This is a genomic window from Nevskiales bacterium (assembly GCA_035574475.1).
In the GTDB taxonomy this organism is placed as follows: Bacteria; Pseudomonadota; Gammaproteobacteria; order Nevskiales; family DATLYR01; genus DATLYR01.
Window position 1 is genome coordinate 1 of record DATLYR010000180.1, and the last position, 15,531, is coordinate 15,531.

The following is a 15,531-nucleotide window of genomic DNA, read 5'->3' on the forward strand; positions in this document are numbered from 1 at the left end:
GATAGTGAACCAGTACCGTGAGGGAAAGGCGAAAAGAACCCCGGAGAGGGGAGTGAAATAGAACCTGAAACCGTGTGCGTACAAGCAGTCGGAGCCCGCAAGGGTGACGGCGTACCTTTTGTATAATGGGTCAGCGAGTTAATTTCAGTGGCGAGGCTAACCGTCTAGGGAAGCCGTAGGGAAACCGAGTCTTAACAGGGCGACCAGTCGCTGGGATTAGACCCGAAACCTGTCGATCTATCCATGACCAGGGTGAAGGTAGGGTAACACCTGCTGGAGGCCCGAACCCACGCCTGTTGAAAAAGTCGGGGATGAGTTGTGGATAGGAGTGAAAGGCTAATCAAGGCAGGAGATAGCTGGTTCTCCTCGAAAGCTATTGAGGTAGCGCCTCGTAATCAACTCCAGGGGGTAGAGCACTGTTTCGGTCTTGGGGAGACACAAGTTTCTACCAAACCGATGCAAACTCCGAATACCTGGAAGTTCTGTTACGGGAGACACACGGCGGGAGCTAACTTCCGTCGTGAAGAGGGAAAAAACCCAGACCGCCAGCTAAGGTCCCAAAATTGCCGCTCAGTGGTAAACGATGTGGGAAGGCTCAGACAGCTAGGATGTTGGCTTAGAAGCAGCCATCATTTAAAGAAAGCGTAATAGCTCACTAGTCGAGTCGGCCTGCGCGGAAAATATCACGGGGCTAAGCGGCATACCGAAGCTGCGGATGCGTACACCTTCGGGTGTATGCGTGGTAGAGGAGCGTTCTGTACGCCTGCGAAGGTGCACCGGAAGGTGTGCTGGAGGTATCAGAAGCGCGAATGCTGACATGAGTAACGATAATGCGGGTGAAAAACCCGCACGCCGTAAGTCCAAGGGTTCCTGCGCAACGTTATTCGGCGCAGGGTGAGTCGGTCCCTAAGGCGAGGCCGAGAGGCGTAGTCGATGGGAAGCCGGTTAATATTCCGGTACCTGTCCATATTGCGATGGGGGGACGGAGAAGGTTAGGTCGGCCGGGTGTTGGATGTCCCGGTGAAGGCGTCAAGGCAGATCTTCCAGGCAAATCCGGAAGGTCAATGCCAAGGCGCTGGACGCAAGCTCCTTCGGGAGCCCAAGTGACTGAGATCCCGCTTCCAGGAAAAGCCCCTAAGCTTCAGGTATGGCAGACCGTACCCGAAACCGACACAGGTGGACGAGGAGAGTATCCTCAGGCGTTTGAGACAACTCGGGTGAAGGAACTCGGCAAATTGGTGCCGTAACTTCGGGAGAAGGCACGCCCACGCAAGTGGGCCGCAGTGAAAAGGGGGTTGCGACTGTTTATCAAAAACACAGCACTCTGCAAACACGAAAGTGGACGTATAGGGTGTGACGCCTGCCCGGTGCCGGAAGGTTAAGTGATGGGGTCAGCCGTAAGGCAAAGCTCTTGATCGAAGCCCCGGTAAACGGCGGCCGTAACTATAACGGTCCTAAGGTAGCGAAATTCCTTGTCGGGTAAGTTCCGACCTGCACGAATGGCGTAACGACAGCCCCACTGTCTCCACCCGAGGCTCAGTGAAATTGAAATCGCTGTGAAGATGCGGTGTTCCCGTGGCAAGACGGAAAGACCCCGTGAACCTTTACTACAGCTTTACATTGGACTCTGAACTTTTCTGTGTAGGATAGGTGGGAGCCTGTGAAGTCCTGGCGCTAGCTGGGATGGAGGCGTCCTTGAAATACCACCCTGGAAATTTCGGAGTTCTAACCTCGATCGGTGATCCCGGTCAGGGACAATGTATGGTGGGTAGTTTGACTGGGGCGGTCTCCTCCTAAAGAGTAACGGAGGAGTACGAAGGTACCCTCAGCGCGGTCGGAAATCGCGCAATGAGTGCATTGGCATAAGGGTGCTTGACTGTGAGACAGACAAGTCGAACAGGTACGAAAGTAGGTCAAAGTGATCCGGTGGTTCTGTATGGAAGGGCCATCGCTCAACGGATAAAAGGTACTCCGGGGATAACAGGCTGATCGCTTCCAAGAGTCCACATCGACGAAGCGGTTTGGCACCTCGATGTCGGCTCATCGCATCCTGGGGCTGTAGCAGGTCCCAAGGGTATGGCTGTTCGCCATTTAAAGCGGTACGCGAGCTGGGTTCAGAACGTCGTGAGACAGTTCGGTCCCTATCTGCCATGGGCGTTTGAGATTTGAGAGGAGCTGTCCTTAGTACGAGAGGACCGGGATGGACGCACCTCTGGTGTTCCGGTTGTCACGCCAGTGGCATTGCCGGGTAGCTATGTGCGGACGGGATAACCGCTGAAAGCATCTAAGCGGGAAGCCCACCTCAAGATGAGATCTCACTGGAGCTTGAGCTCCCTGAAGGGTCGTCGAAGACTACGACGTTGATAGGTCGGGTGTGTAAGCGCAGTAATGCGTTGAGCTAACCGATACTAATTGCCCGTGAGGCTTGACCATATAACGCTCAAGCATTTTCGGAAGCGCACCGCTTCCGATGCATACGAGACGAACGCTCAAGAGCAGCTGTTCAACTACTCCCGATTGTTAGGAACGTACAGGTTTAGCTATGCCTGGCGGCCTTAGCGAGCGTGAACCACCCGATCCCATCCCGAACTCGGAAGTGAAACCGCTCAGCGCCGATGGTAGTGTGGGGTTTCCCCATGTGAGAGTAGGTCACCGCCAGGCTCTTTATCCAGAAACCCCCGGGGTCGTACGACGCCGGGGGTTTCGCTTTTCGGCCCCCCGCTGGCCGGGCCGGCGGTCTGAAGACAGCCCGCGTTCAGTCACGGCCCGCTAGCATCCGGCAAGGAAGGCGGGGCAGGACATGGAACGACACATGCGCAGACGATGGCTCGCGGGCAGCCTGGGGCTGCTGGCCCTTGCGCTGTGGTGGGGGGCTCCCTGGCTGCTACCGGAACTGACGCTGACCCAGCAGCCCCGTGAGTATGCCGATGCCGCCGCGGCAGAACCGCCCCCGGTCTCGCACGTATCCCTGCCGGTGGAACTGCCGCTGGCCGAGCTGGACCGACGGCTGGCGCAGGAGATTGACGCCAGCCTGGCCCGCAAGCGGGAGGACAGCGACTTCAGGGCCTGGCGCTCGGGCCCGCTGCGCCTGCAGGCGCGCAGCCGTGTCGTGAGCCTGACGCTGCCGTTGTCCTTCAGCAGCCACGACGGGCCCAACACCAAGGGCAGCCTCGTGGTGACCACGCGCATCACGGCCGACATCTCAGCTGACTGGGAGCCGCGCGTCAGTGTGAAATCCAGCTTCGACTGGACCCGCAAGCCCAAGATCAAGCTGTTGCTGTTTCGCGTCCGCGTGAGCGGGCTGGTCGGACGCGCACTGCGCAAGAAGCTGGCCGAGATGGATACGGATCTCAAGGCGCGGATCGAGACGGCCCTCAGGCTCGAACCGCGCGCAGAGGCCTGGTGGCAAGGGCTCTATGAACCGATGCAGCTGTCCGACGACCCGCCGGCCTGGCTGGTCGTGCACCCGCAGGCGCTGTACTTCGAGCCGCTGAGCGGCGATGGCGAGAACCTGCGCCTGATGCTGGGCGTTCGTGCGCGCCTGGCCACTAGGGTGGCGGCGCAGCCGCCGGCGCACCCCCCCGAGCGCCTGCCGCCCCTGCAGCGGGCGACCCGCGAGGACGAAGGTTTCGCCCTGTACCTGCCGGTGCTGGCGGACTATCGCGGGCTGGAGGCCGAATTGCGCGAGGAACTGGCCGGCCGGCGCATCGTGCTCGATCGAGGCGCGATCACGCCCACCGATTTCCGCCTGTACACCTCCGGCCGCAGGCTGGTAATCGGCGTGGATTTCAACGGTGATGCACCGGGCTTCTGGTTCGACACCCGCGGCACGGTGTATTTCACCGGTGAGCCGCGTTTCGACCCGCAGACGCGGATGCTGAGCATCGAGCAGTTCGGCTTCACTCGCCGCCTCAACAACCCGCTGCTCAGCATCGCCACCTGGGTATTGCAGGATTCGCTACGCACCCAGATGCAGCGGCGCCTGACCTGGGACTTGGGCGAGCGTCTGCGAGAGGGGGCGCTCAGGCTGTCGGAGCAGCTCAACCAGCCGCTCGGCAAGGAATTGCGACTGAGCGGCGCCGTGGAGCATCTGAACCTGACCGGCATCGAGTGCCGGGCCGAGGGCATCCATATCGGTCTGGAAGCGCGCGGGCAACTGAAAGTGACGCTGGCCGATTCCGCGACGCTAGGGCAGGCGCAACGCGCCGACCAGCAGGCACAGCCAGCCGGCGATCAGGCACAGGCCGCCGAGCGGCGTGACCGGACCCAGCCACTTCCAGCCCAGTAGCGCAAGACCGTACAGGCTGCCGCTGAACAGCAGGATACCCAACGCGAACAGGCCAGCGGCCGACTGCCACCAAGGCGCAGCCTGCGGCTGGGTCTGCAGCAGCAGCGCGGCGCCCAACAGCGCGAGCGCGTGGTAGAACTGGTATTCCACGCCGGTGCCGATGGCCCCGAGCAGGCCCGCCTCCAGGCGGCCTTTCAGACCATGCGCGGCGTAGGCGCCCAGGACAACCGCCGAACCGCCGGCCAGCGCCGCCATCACCAGAAAAAGTTTGAACATGTGCCACCTCCCGGCCGGAGTGTATCCATGCGCGTGCCGGCTCCGCTATCATGGCCACAGTCAGAGACCCGGGCGCCCGCCGGCCGTGACGTACCGCCCGATCCGCTTTCCGGAGTCACCATGAACCGTCGCCCAACCCTGCTGGCCATTCTGCTGCTGACCCTGGCCGTTACCGCCTGCGGCCCGCGCGTCAGCCAGGAGAATTATGAAAAAATCGAGAACGACATGAGCACGGAGGAGGTCAACCGCATCCTCGGCAAGCCCACCGAGGTGTCGTCCTTCGGCATCGGCGGCCTGTCCGCGACGACCGCGAAGTGGGTGGGCAAGACCCACACGATCACTGTGACCTTCGCCAACGAGAAGGTCAAGATGAAGACGCTCACCGAGAATTCGCCGCCGGAAGGAAACTGAGCACGGCGAAGCGGTTAGAATAACCGCCTACGCGGCGGCCTGCGGCCGCCCGCTAACCTGGGAGTTGCTCTGCCATGGCCAGTTACAAGGCGCCGGTCGCCGAGATAAATTTCGTCCTGAACGATGTGCTGAACGTCGAGCAGCTCAGCCGGTTGCCCGCATTCACCGACGCCAGCCCGGACGTGATCCGCGGGGTGATCGACGAGGCGGCCAAGTTCATCGAGCGCGAACTGGCGCCGCTCAGCCGCAAGGGCGACGAAGTCGGCTGTCGTTATGACAGGGGTGAGGTGATCCTCCCGCCGGGCTATGCCGAGGCCTACCGCAAATATGTCGAGGGCGGCTGGGTGGGCCTGGCGAATCCGACCGAGTACGGCGGCCAGGGACTGCCCTACACATTGTCGAAGGTCGTCGGCGAGATGGTGTGCTCGGCGAATGTCGCCTTCGAGCTGTACGTGGGCCTGACCCAGGACTGCTTCGAGGCGATCCTGGCCAGTGGCAGCGAAGCGCAGAAGCAGACCTACTGCCACAAGCTCGCCACCGGCGCGTGGACCGGAACGATGTGCATGACCGAGCCGCAGGCCGGTTCCGATGTCGGCGCGGTCAAGACCCGCGCCCTCCCGCAGGCTGATGGCAGCTATGCGATCGAGGGCCAGAAGATCTTCATCACCTCCGGCGAGCACGGCCTGGCCGAGAACATCATCCATTTCGTGCTGGCGCGCCTGCCGGATTCGCCGCCGGGCGTGAAAGGGCTGTCGACCTTCGTGGTGCCCAAATTCCTGGTCAACCCGGACGGTTCGCTGGGCCAGCGCAACAGGGTCCGCTGCGTGTCGATCGAGCACAAGATGGGCATGCACGCTTCCTGTACCTGCACCATGGCCTTCGAGGGCGCCACAGGCTGGCTGGTCGGCGCGCCCAACCAGGGCATCCAGAACATGTTCGTGATGATGAACCTGGCGCGCATCATGGTCGGCTACCAGGGTCTGGGCCTGTGCGAGCTGGCCACGCAGAACGCGATCCGCTATGCGCAGGAGCGCAAGCAGGGCAAGGCCTTCAACGGCGGCGAGCAGATCATCGAGCATCCGGATGTGCGTCGCATGCTGCTGCACATGAAGGCGGTGACTGAAGGCGCCCGCGTGCTGGCCTACGAGACTGCCATGCACATGGATCGCGCGCACCATGAGGCCGACGCCGCCGCGCGCGAGGCGGCCCAGGACTGGGTCGAACTCAACACGCCGCTGGTCAAGGCCTACTGCACGGACTCGGCGGTCGAGCTGGCCTCGCTGGCGGTGCAGGTCTACGGCGGCCATGGCTACATCCGCGAGCACGGCATCGAGCAGATCCTGCGCGACAGCAAGATCCTGTGCCTGTACGAGGGCACCAACGGCATCCAGGCCATGGACCTGGTGCGCCGCAAGCTGATGCTGCACGGCGGCCGCCTGCCGCAGCGCTTCTTTGCCGCCGTCCGTGCCGACCTGGCCGGCGGTCCGGACTGGATGACTGCGCCGCTGGCGCAGGCGCTGGAGCAGCTGGAAGCCTGCACGCGCAGGCTGCAGCAATCCTTCAAGACCCAGCCCAACGACGCCGCCTTCGGCTGCGCCGACTACCTGCGCGCGTTTTCGCTTACCTACCTGGGCTGGAACTGGCTGCGCATGCTGCGCGCCGCGGAACGATCGGCCGATGTCCGCCTGCGCGCCGGCAAGACGGCCACCGCACGCTATTTCGTCGAGCGCATGCTGCCGCTGGTCGGCACGCTGTGCGCGATGCAGTCCAGGGGCACGGAGCCTTATATGGCCCTTCAGGCCGCGCATTTCTGAGTGCGCGCGGGCGCGGGCGCGAGACCCGATGCCGAGGCGTGAACGTCTGCCAGGGCCCCGCTGGGCGCTGATCTGGATCAGTCTCGCGCCGGTGCTGGCGGTGCTGGTCAGCGTCGCCTTCAATGTCGCCTACGGCACGGTGTATATCGAGCCCCTGCTCACGCCGCACCAGAACGCGGCGCTGCGTCAGGCCATCCTGCACTTCAATGCACTGGCCTTTCCGCCGGTCGCGCTGATCTGGGGCTGGCTGGTGTTCTCGCTGGCGCCGGCACTGCGTGCGGACGCAGCCGCCGCGCAGGACGTGCTGCGGCGCGCCCGTGCGCGCGCCATCAACCTGCCGTGGCATTTCAGCGCGCTGATCGTGCTGGCCAATCTCGCCTGTCTGCCGGTTTTCCTGGCGGCGGTACGCGGCACCGCCGAGCCTTTGCACGACGATTTCCCCCTGCACTTGGCTGTGGCGGTGTTCATCGCCGCGATGATCACCATCACGATCGCATTTTTTCTGGTCGAGTTGCTGGTGCAGGCGCTGGTGCTGCCGCGGCTGTTTCCGCGTGGTGCGGCGGCCATCGCGCCGGGCGCCATCAGCCTGTCGCTCGGCCTGCGCGGGCTGCTGCTGTCGCTGGCGGCCGGCGTGGGCCCGGTCGCGATGCTGCTGTTGCTGGGCTGGGTCGAGGACGACCAGCGGGGCAGTATCAATCACTTCCGCCTGGCGGTCGGTGCGCTCGGTGTGCTGTTCGGCCTGGTCAGTGCCTGGCTGCTGGGGCGTGTCGTGCTGCCCCCGGTTCGTGCGCTGCAGGCGGCGGCTCGCGCGGTATCCCGCGGTCGCCTGGATGCAGAGATCGGCCTGGTGCGGGCCGATGAATTCGGCACGCTGATCGAAGAGTTCAACCGCATGCTGCGCGAGCTGCGCGACAAGCAGCGGCTGCGGGAAACCTTCGGCCTGCACGTGGGCGAGCGCGCCGCGCAGCAGATCCTGGCACGCGATCCGGGTCTTGGCGGCCAGCTGCGCGAGGTGACGGTGCTGTTCTGCGATATCCGCGGCTTCACCGCGTTCAGTGCCGAGCGTGCGCCGGCGGATGTGGTCGGACAGCTGAACGCCTTTCTGGGCGTGGCGGTGGAGATCATCGAGCAGCGACATGGCGGCATGATCAACAAGTTTCTTGGCGACGGCTTCATGGCGCTGTTCGGCGCCACTGACGGACAGACCGGGCATGCTGCGGCGGCTGTGACGGCCGCGCGCGACCTGCTGGCCGCGCCGCTGGCGTTTCGCGTCGGCGTCGGCATCCACAGCGGGCCGGCCATCGTCGGCACTATCGGCTCGCCGCACCGACTCGAGTACACCGCCATCGGTGAGACGGTCAACCTGGCGGCGCGGCTGGAAGGACTGACCAAGGTTCTGGGATGCCCCCTGTTGTTCAGCGGTACCACGCGCGAGCGGTTACCCGCGGAGCTGCCGGAACGCGCGCTCGGCCGCCACGAACTGCGGGGCCAGCCGGCGCCGGTGGCGGTTTTCACGCTGGCTGCGGATTGAGCGTGTTCAGCGCTTGCGTGCGCCGTCGGCGCTCGCTGCGGCCAGCTGTGCACTGGTCAGCGCCAGCCGGTAGATCAGGTTCTCGGCGAAGACCTTGTAATAGCGCAGCTGGCAATCGCGCGAGACCAGCTGCATCTCGGTGGCATTGACCTTGAGTACCAGCACCGGCGTCTGCGCCACGACCGAGGCCGTACGCTTGGTGCTCATCAGGAACCCGATCTCGCCGAAGCAGTCGCCCTTGCCCAGTACCTGCAGCAGGCGCTTGCCCTTACGCACCTCCACCGAGCCCAGTGCGATGATGTAAAAGGTGTTGTCGAGCTCGCCCTCCTGGATGATGGTGGCACCCCGCGGGTAGCTCAGCATGCTGCTGACGTTGAGAATCTCGTCGATCTCGCTGTCGGCGAAGTCGTTGAAAAAGGCCAGCGCGCGCAGTGAATCGCGGTTCTCGCGCCGGGTCAGGCGCTCGCCGGTCAGTCGCAGGCTGTCGTAAACGCGGCTCAGGGCGGCGGCCAGCTCCTGTCCGCTGGCGAAGCGGCGGGCCGGATCCTTGTGCAGCAGGCGCTGGACGATCGTGCACAGTTCTGGGGGCAGATCGGGACGGCGCTCGGCGAGGGCGGGCACGGCACCCTGCTCGATGAGCTCGAACAGCTGGCCGATGTCCTCCGACCAGAACGGCGGCTCTCCGGCCAGCAGCTCGTACATCACCGCGCCCAGCGCGTACAGGTCGCTTTGCGGCAGCGGCGGCTCACGTCGCACCTGCTCCGGTGACATGTACAGGGGCGAGCCGACCAGGCTGCGGCGGCCGGATGCGGCGTGCTGCGTCAGTTCAGCCACGCTGAAGTCCATGATCTTCACCACCCCGTCGCGGCCGAGCATGATGTTGCTGGGCTTGATGTCCCGGTGCAGCACGCCCTTGCGGTGCGCGAAATCCAGTGCCTTGCTGCACTTGAAGACCGTGTCCACCACTTGGTCGGTCGGCAGACGTTTGCCGCCCTTGCGCGTGTACTCGCGCAGCGTCTCGCCGTCCACGTATTCCATCACGATATAACTCAGCTCGCCTTCGACGCCGGCATCGAACAGCGACACGATATGCGGGTGCTGCAGCATCCCGGCGGCGCGCGCCTCGACGAAGAAATGGCTGTGGTCGGGGCGCGTGGTGGATGCGCCGGCCGCAACGGCCTGCAGCGCGACCTTGATGGCCACGTCACGCTGCACGAAGGGATCGAAGCCCAGGTAGACCACACCGCAGCTGCCGCGCCCGAGTTCGCGCCGCACTTCGTACTTGCCGATGGCAGCCGGCATGCCCGCCACCGCCGTTGCCGGCGGCTCGACCGGCTGGGTGAGCGTACGTTCGATCGCAGGGGCGGGGTCTGGCGGCGGCTGCGCGTCTTCGCGCAGGGTGAGTTCGTGATTGGCGGGCGCCACGCCCATGCGCGCGATCAGTCGTAGGCCGGACGGCTGTGGCGGTTGTCGAGGCTGATGTCGCCAGGCCCGTGGGCAGCCAGGACCAGGAAGCCGCCGGCCATGGCCAGATTCTTCATGAACAGGATGGCCTGCATCTGCTCGGCGACGTTGCTGTGGAACAGCAAGGCCGAGGCGACGCAGAACGCCGCCAGGGCGAAGGCGGTCAGGCGCGTGAAGAAACCCAGGATGATGGCGATGCCGCCGCCCAGCTCGAGCAGGATGACCAGCGGCAGCAGCGCCCCGGGCACGCCCTGGCTGGCCATGTAGGCCTGGGTACCGGCATAGGCCTCGATCTTGCCATAGCCGGCCCACACGAATATGGCGGCCAGCAGTATGCGGCCCACGAGCATCAGCAGATTTTGCACGACAGTCTCCCCAGCAGTGGTGAATCAGGAGCCAAGCCTAGCGCCGATCAGGTCTTGTGTTCCAGCGTCGCCGAGGCCGACACCAAGCCCTGGCCGATGGCGGTGACGCCGTTACCGGCATCATGCACTTCCGCCTCCACGAATACGACATGAGTGCGCTTCTCGACCGCCCAGGCATACAGCGCGACCTGCGGGCCCAGCGTCGGCTTCATCAGTTTGATCGAGAGGTCGATCGTGCCGGTGGGCCGCTGCGGGAACTGCTGGCCGCCGGCCAGGCCGAGGCCGAGATCGAACATGGCAGCGATCACCGCGCCGTTCACAGCAGGTGTGCCGAGCCCGCCGCGGTGCCAGGGCTGGATCTGGTCGAGGCGCACCGCGATGAACTGCGGGTCCGACAGGTCCACGCGCAGGCCGAAATGCTGTGCCGCGGGCGAGGCATTGAAAGCGGCCTGCCATTGGCTGCGTTCGGCCAGGCTGCGCGGCAGGGCCAGGGCGCGACGGCGCAGTCGGATCAGCGGGTCTTGATCGGTCATGCAGCAGACCTGTGAGTTGCTCAGGGCCTCATACCATACCGGGATTCGGCAGTCCCGGCACCGGCCGGTGCCGGCACTGACCCGGGCACGGCATCCGCGTAGAATGCGCGCGGGTTTGCCGGAATTGCCAGCCTTGGAGAGCATTCAGTACCGCATCACCCCCAGTCGGCCGCAGGCGCACGTGTTCACGGTGAGCTGCCGCGTCGCGCATCCGGATCCGGCCGGGCAGGTGTTCACGCTGCCGGCCTGGACCCCGGGCAGCTATCTGATCCGCGACTTTGCACGCCAGGTGTTGCGTTTCGAGGCACGCAGTCCGGACGGTACCGTCGCCGTGCGCAAGCTCGACAAGTCGAGCTGGCGCTGTGCGCCCTGCGCCGGCCCGCTGACCGTGGAATACGATGTTTACGGCTGGGACGACTCCGTACGTGCTGCCTGGCTCGACGGTACGCGGGGCTTCTTCAACGGCAGCGCGGTGTTCGTGCAGCCGCGCGGCCACGAGCGCCTGGCGGTGGCGCTCGACCTCGAGCCGCCGCAGGGCGTGGACGCCGCACACTGGCGCGTCGCCACCACCCTCAGACCTGCCGGTGCCGAGCCCTGGGGCTTCGGCCGTTATGCCGCGGACGACTACGCCGATCTGATCGACCACCCGGTCGAACTGGGCGAGTTCGAGGTGGTCGAGTTCGCGGCGGGCGGGGTGCCGCACCAGCTGGTACTGTCCGGGCGCCATCGCGCCGACACGCAATGCCTGGCAGCGGACCTGGCCCGGATCTGCACACAGCAGATCGAGCTGTTCGGCGCGCCGCCACCGATGGCACGCTACCTGTTCCTGGTGCGGGTGGTGAAGAAGGGCTATGGCGGGCTCGAACATCGCGATTCGACGGCGTTGATCTGCGCGCGCGAAGACCTGCCGGTGCGGGGCGAAAACAAGATGACCCGCGGCTACCGCAGCTTCCTGGGGCTGTGCAGCCACGAGTATTTCCACCTGTGGAACGTCAAGCGCATCCAGCCGCAGGTCTTCGCGACTGCCGACCTGGCGCACGAGGTCTATACCGAGGACCTGTGGGCCTATGAGGGTGTCACCTCCTACTACGACGAGCTCACGCTCGTCCGCGCCGGGTTGATCGACCTCGCCGGCTACTGCGAGATGCTGGCCGAGGCCGCCACGCGCCTGTGGCGCACGCCGGGGCGACGCAGGCAATCGCTGGCTGAATCCAGCTTCGATGCCTGGACCAAGTTCTACCGCCCGGACGAGAACACGCCCAACGCCGTGCTGAGCTACTACAACAAGGGCGCGCTGGTGGCCTTGTGTCTGGATCTGAAACTGCGCCTGGACAGCGGCGGACGCTGCGATCTCGACCAGGTCATGCGCGCGCTGTGGCAGCGCTACGGCCAGCCCGGCGTGCCGGTACCGGAACGCGGGCTGGAGGCGATGGCACAGGAATGTTCAGGTCTCGACCTGCGCGATTTCTTTGCGTGCCTGGTACGCGGCACCGAGGACCCGCCGCTGGCGGAGCTGCTGTCGGCCTTCGGCATCGAAGCCCAGCTGTGCCAGGCGCCGGGCGGCGGTGCATACCTGGGCCTGCGGCTCGCGCCTGGCGGCACGCAGGTGCAGCATGTGCTCGACGGCACGCCGGCGCAGGCGGCCGGGCTGTCCGCCGGCGACGTGCTGGTGGCCTTCGACGGCCTGCGCGTCGAGGGCCAGGAACTCGACCGCCTGCTGGCGGCCAGCGTGCCGGGCGCGCGCGTGCGCGTGCATGCGTTCCGCCGCGACGAGCTGATGGATTTCGAGGTCGTTCTCGGCGAGCGCCCGGCCGACACCTGGCTGCTGCGCCCGTGCGCCGATCCCGACGCCGAGACGCTGGCACGGCGTCGCAGCTGGTTGCGGCAGTAGCGCCGACGCGGAACAATGCCGGCATGATCGAATTCCTGCTCAAGATCGCGGTTGCCTACCTGCTTGGCTCGGTGATGGGCGGGCTGGTGGTGGGCGCGCTGCGCGGCGTGGACATCCGCCAGCAGGGCAGCGGTAACGCCGGCGCCACCAATGCCCTGCGGACCCAGGGCCCGCTGTTCGGCCTCGGGGTGTTCGTGATCGATGTGGGCAAGGGCCTGCTGGCGGTGGGCTGGCTGCCGGGCTTCAACCTCGGGACGCTGGGTGCGAGCCTGGGTCCGATGCCTGCCGTCCTGGCCCTGGGGCTGCCTTACGCCTGCGCCCTGGCCGTGGTACTGGGGCATGTCTACCCGCTGTACTTCGGTTTTCGCGGCGGCAAGGGCGTGGCCACGCTGCTGGGCGTGCTGGCCTGGCTGCTGCCGCAGACACTGCCGTTCTTCGCCATCGCTTGGGTGCTGACGCTGATGCTGACCGGCTACGTGGGGCTGGCGTCGATCATCGGTTTCAGCGCCGCGACCGTGGCGGTCGCGGCCAAGACCGGGCTGGCCACGGTGCCGGCGGGTTTCATGTACCTGGTGCTGGCGCTGGTGCTTTACACCCATCGCGCCAATCTGCAGCGCCTGCGTGACGGCAGCGAGAGTCGCTTCGAGAAGGCCATGCTGCTGCGCCGCCTGCTGCGGCACACGCACGGGGCATGAGCGACGAGGCCCGGCTCACGGCCATCCGCTGCCTGAGCGACGGCCGCTGGCATTCCGGCGAAGCGCTCGCGCAGCTGCTGGGCGTCAGCCGCACGGCGGTCTGGAAGCGCCTGCAGGGCCTGCGCCAATGGGGGCTGGAACTGCAGGCGGTGCGCGGGCGCGGTTACCGGCTTGCGCAACCGCTGGAGCTGCTCGATGCCGACGCCATCCGGCGCGGGCTGTCCGCACAGGCGCAGCAGATCGCCATCGATATTTTCCCGGTGCTGGATTCCACCAACCGCTGGCTGCTGGCCCAGCCCGATGACGGCGCGGCGCGGCTCTGCCTGGCGGAGTACCAGTCGGCGGGACGCGGGCGGCGCGGACGCGGCTGGTGCTCGCCCTTCGGCGCCAACCTGTACCTGTCTCTGGCCTGGCGCTTTGGCGGGCTGCCGCCGCAGTTCGGTGCGCTGGGACTGGCGGTGGGCGTGGCCGTGGCCGAGACCTTACAGGCCCTCGGCGTACGCGACCTGGGCGTGAAGTGGCCGAACGACCTGCTATGGCGGGAGCGCAAGCTGGCCGGCATCCTGATCGAGCATCGTGGCGAGGGCGGCGGGCCGGCCCGAGTGGTGGTCGGGCTTGGGCTCAACGTGGCGATGAGCTCGATCCAGGCGCGGGCGCTCGACCAGCCCTGGGCTACGGTGGCGCAGGCCCTGGACGCCGCTGGCTGCGTGCCGCCCGGGCGCAATGCTCTGTGTGCGGCGGTGGCGGATGCGCTGGTGCGCGCATTGGCGGCGTTCGCCCAGCACGGGTTTGCCGACTTCGCCCGCCGTTGGGCAGCGTTCGATCTGGCGCGGGACCGTCCGGTGCGACTGGAGCAGGAAGGGCAGTCCATCACCGGTGTGGCGCGCGGCGTCGATGGCGAGGGTGCCCTGCTGCTGGAGACCGCCAGCGGCCTGCGCCGCTGCCTGTCCGGCGACCTCAGCCTGCGGTTCACGGGCAATCCCGGATGAAACTGCTGTTCGACATCGGCAACACCCGACTGAAGTGGGCCTGGTGGGATCAGACCTTGCAATCGGGTGGCGCACGGGTGCATGCCGGGCACTCGCCGCAGGCGGTGCTCGAGGCGCTGGAGCTGGAACGCAAGCCGGCCGAGCTGTGGGTGGCGAGCGTAGCCGCGCCCGCGTTACACGCCGCCATAGAAGGCTGGGCGCAAACCCGCTGGGGGCTGGTGCCGCACTGGGTCAGCAGCGGCGCCGCGGCTTGCGGCGTGCGCAATGCCTACGCGCAGCCGGCGCGGCTCGGGGTTGACCGCTGGCTGGCCATGATCGCTGCTTACCGCCGCGCCCGGGGCGCGGTATTCGTGGTCGATGCCGGCACCGCCCTGACCATCGATGTGGTGGGTGCGGGCGGGCAGCATTGCGGTGGCCTGATTGCCCCAGGCTTGGCCACCCAGCGACAAAGCCTGCGCCAAGTGACCCAAGTTCGCGCCGGCGACCCCGCGCAGGCCCCGGGCTGGTTGGGCATCGATACCGACACGGCCGTGTCTTGGGGTACTTTGCACGGAGTTTTGGGCTTGATCGATCGGGTTCTTGCTGGCATCAGACGCGAACATGCCGCGATCACGCCTTTTATAACCGGGGGTGATGCCGCCGCTCTGCAGCCTTTGCTGGCCGGCGAATGGTTGCTGGCGCCCGACCTGGTCCTCGAGGGCTTGGCTTGTGTGGCCAGCGAATCCAAGGGCAGCTGGGGGCCGCATGACAGCCGGGGCAGGCCCCCGTAGAATCGCGGCCCGCCGCACGGCCACGTGGCACAGAGTGGCGTTTTTGAACAGCCTGCTAAAGTGGCCGTTAGCTTTACCGGCGTAGCTCAGTTGGGTGAGCCGGCTCGCTTCGCGAGCACAGCTCGCGGAGACGGCGAACGCCCGGCCTGTGGCCGGGCCGGGTCGCGGCAGCCTGGGCTGCCGCACGGGTGTTGGGGCAGTGCGACGGCCGGCGTAGCTCAGTTGGTAGAGCAACCGCCTTGTAAGCGGTAGGTCGGGGGTTCGACTCCCTCCGCCGGCACCATCGCCCATCGCGCGCGCTACGTCGTCCCCCTGTTGCGATGCGTCCAGTGAATATCATCCATGTCGGCCCCTGCTGACTGGCACCTATTGAGCCTTGCATAAATGGTTGAATGGTTACAAGGGCAGTTCCGCCTGTTCCAGAAGGCGGTCGCCAGTGTGGGCCGACGCTGCATGGAGCGCAGCTTGCGGCGGGCGTAATGGCTGAGCTGGCTGAAATCGGCC

At 66.0% G+C, this 15,531-nt stretch carries 13 protein-coding genes, 1 tRNA gene and 2 rRNA genes; 11 read left to right on the forward strand and 5 right to left on the reverse strand.

Features of this window, described 5'->3' with window-relative positions; translation table 11 throughout:
• The 3 genes from VNJ47_10885 to VNJ47_10895 all read left to right on the forward strand — a co-directional run.
• Nucleotides 1-2,433 (forward strand): 23S ribosomal RNA (locus VNJ47_10885); the annotation flags it as partial.
• 112 nt (nucleotides 2,434-2,545) lie between these two features.
• A 5S ribosomal RNA gene (rrf, locus tag VNJ47_10890) occupies nucleotides 2,546-2,661 on the forward strand.
• Nucleotides 2,662-2,812: 151 nt separating this feature from the next.
• Nucleotides 2,813-4,288, forward strand: coding sequence for a DUF4403 family protein (locus tag VNJ47_10895; protein HXG29337.1), 1,476 nt, complete (start codon nucleotides 2,813-2,815; stop codon nucleotides 4,286-4,288).
• On the opposite strand, the gene VNJ47_10900 is transcribed toward VNJ47_10895, so the two are convergent.
• Nucleotides 4,187-4,564 carry a DUF423 domain-containing protein gene (locus VNJ47_10900; GenBank protein ID HXG29338.1) on the reverse strand — a complete coding sequence of 126 codons (378 nt, stop codon included), beginning with the start codon at nucleotides 4,562-4,564 and terminating at the stop codon, nucleotides 4,187-4,189. The two genes, VNJ47_10895 and VNJ47_10900, sit on opposite strands and share 102 nt — an antisense overlap.
• A 120-nt stretch (nucleotides 4,565-4,684) precedes the next feature.
• On the opposite strand from VNJ47_10900, the gene VNJ47_10905 reads away from it, so the two are divergent.
• The 3 genes from VNJ47_10905 to VNJ47_10915 all read left to right on the forward strand — a co-directional run bounded on the left by VNJ47_10905 (nucleotide 4,685) and on the right by VNJ47_10915 (nucleotide 8,320).
• Entirely contained in the window at nucleotides 4,685-4,975 is a 291-nt protein-coding gene (locus VNJ47_10905) for a DUF3862 domain-containing protein (protein HXG29339.1), read from the forward strand.
• A gap of 74 nt (nucleotides 4,976-5,049) precedes the next feature.
• The gene (locus VNJ47_10910) at nucleotides 5,050-6,789 is read left to right on the forward strand and encodes an acyl-CoA dehydrogenase family protein (GenBank protein HXG29340.1); all 1,740 of its coding nucleotides are present in this window, start codon (nucleotides 5,050-5,052) and stop codon (nucleotides 6,787-6,789) included.
• A 28-nt stretch (nucleotides 6,790-6,817) separates the two neighbouring features.
• The gene (locus VNJ47_10915) at nucleotides 6,818-8,320 is read left to right on the forward strand and encodes an adenylate/guanylate cyclase domain-containing protein (GenBank protein ID HXG29341.1); all 1,503 of its coding nucleotides are present in this window, start codon (nucleotides 6,818-6,820) and stop codon (nucleotides 8,318-8,320) included.
• Nucleotides 8,321-8,326: 6 nt separating this feature from the next.
• On the opposite strand, the gene VNJ47_10920 is transcribed toward VNJ47_10915, so the two are convergent.
• Genes VNJ47_10920 through VNJ47_10930 form a run of 3 tightly spaced genes read right to left on the reverse strand, consistent with a single transcriptional unit; the run spans nucleotide 8,327 to nucleotide 10,682 of the window.
• Entirely contained in the window at nucleotides 8,327-9,751 is a 1,425-nt protein-coding gene (locus VNJ47_10920) for a serine/threonine-protein kinase (protein HXG29342.1), read from the reverse strand.
• 8 nt (nucleotides 9,752-9,759) lie between these two features.
• Complete coding sequence (locus VNJ47_10925) at nucleotides 9,760-10,149, reverse strand: DoxX family protein (GenBank protein HXG29343.1); 390 nt, start codon at nucleotides 10,147-10,149, stop codon at nucleotides 9,760-9,762.
• A gap of 47 nt (nucleotides 10,150-10,196) precedes the next feature.
• The gene (locus VNJ47_10930; protein ID HXG29344.1) at nucleotides 10,197-10,682 is read right to left on the reverse strand and encodes a PaaI family thioesterase; all 486 of its coding nucleotides are present in this window, start codon (nucleotides 10,680-10,682) and stop codon (nucleotides 10,197-10,199) included.
• Between the two features lie 133 nt (nucleotides 10,683-10,815).
• Here VNJ47_10930 and VNJ47_10935 point away from each other — a divergent pair, with 133 nt between their 5' ends.
• The 5 genes from VNJ47_10935 (at nucleotide 10,816) to VNJ47_10955 (ending at nucleotide 15,310) form a co-directional block, all read left to right on the forward strand.
• Nucleotides 10,816-12,573: a PDZ domain-containing protein gene (locus tag VNJ47_10935; GenBank protein HXG29345.1), complete on the forward strand. Its 1,758-nt coding sequence runs from the start codon at nucleotides 10,816-10,818 to the stop codon at nucleotides 12,571-12,573.
• 23 nt (nucleotides 12,574-12,596) lie between these two features.
• On the forward strand, nucleotides 12,597-13,268 hold the full coding sequence (gene plsY, locus VNJ47_10940; protein ID HXG29346.1) for a glycerol-3-phosphate 1-O-acyltransferase PlsY: 672 nt from the start codon (nucleotides 12,597-12,599) through the stop codon (nucleotides 13,266-13,268).
• A complete protein-coding gene (gene birA, locus VNJ47_10945; protein ID HXG29347.1) occupies nucleotides 13,265-14,257 on the forward strand; it encodes a bifunctional biotin--[acetyl-CoA-carboxylase] ligase/biotin operon repressor BirA in 993 nt (330 codons plus the stop codon). The genes plsY and birA overlap by 4 nt, the downstream gene beginning before the upstream one ends.
• Nucleotides 14,254-15,027, forward strand: a complete 774-nt coding sequence (locus VNJ47_10950) for a type III pantothenate kinase (GenBank protein HXG29348.1) — start codon at nucleotides 14,254-14,256, stop codon at nucleotides 15,025-15,027. Before birA ends, VNJ47_10950 begins: the two co-directional genes overlap by 4 nt.
• A 207-nt stretch (nucleotides 15,028-15,234) precedes the next feature.
• Nucleotides 15,235-15,310: transfer RNA gene (locus VNJ47_10955), tRNA-Thr, on the forward strand.
• A gap of 16 nt (nucleotides 15,311-15,326) precedes the next feature.
• Here the strand turns inward: VNJ47_10955 and VNJ47_10960 are convergent.
• Nucleotides 15,327-15,531, reverse strand: a 205-nt coding sequence (locus VNJ47_10960; protein HXG29349.1) for a hypothetical protein, incomplete at its 5' end; no start/stop codon positions are given.

Coding starts and splice junctions, on each gene's coding strand:
- VNJ47_10895 (HXG29337.1), top strand. CDS start 2,813: ATGCGCAGACGATGGCTCGCGGGCAGCCTGGGGCTGCTGGCCCTTGCG.
- VNJ47_10900 (HXG29338.1), bottom strand. CDS start 4,564: ATGTTCAAACTTTTTCTGGTGATGGCGGCGCTGGCCGGCGGTTCGGCG.
- VNJ47_10905 (HXG29339.1), top strand. CDS start 4,685: ATGAACCGTCGCCCAACCCTGCTGGCCATTCTGCTGCTGACCCTGGCC.
- VNJ47_10910 (HXG29340.1), top strand. CDS start 5,050: ATGGCCAGTTACAAGGCGCCGGTCGCCGAGATAAATTTCGTCCTGAAC.
- VNJ47_10915 (HXG29341.1), top strand. CDS start 6,818: ATGCCGAGGCGTGAACGTCTGCCAGGGCCCCGCTGGGCGCTGATCTGG.
- VNJ47_10920 (HXG29342.1), bottom strand. CDS start 9,751: ATGGGCGTGGCGCCCGCCAATCACGAACTCACCCTGCGCGAAGACGCG.
- VNJ47_10930 (HXG29344.1), bottom strand. CDS start 10,682: ATGACCGATCAAGACCCGCTGATCCGACTGCGCCGTCGCGCCCTGGCC.
- plsY (HXG29346.1), top strand. CDS start 12,597: ATGATCGAATTCCTGCTCAAGATCGCGGTTGCCTACCTGCTTGGCTCG.
- birA (HXG29347.1), top strand. CDS start 13,265: ATGAGCGACGAGGCCCGGCTCACGGCCATCCGCTGCCTGAGCGACGGC.
- VNJ47_10950 (HXG29348.1), top strand. CDS start 14,254: ATGAAACTGCTGTTCGACATCGGCAACACCCGACTGAAGTGGGCCTGG.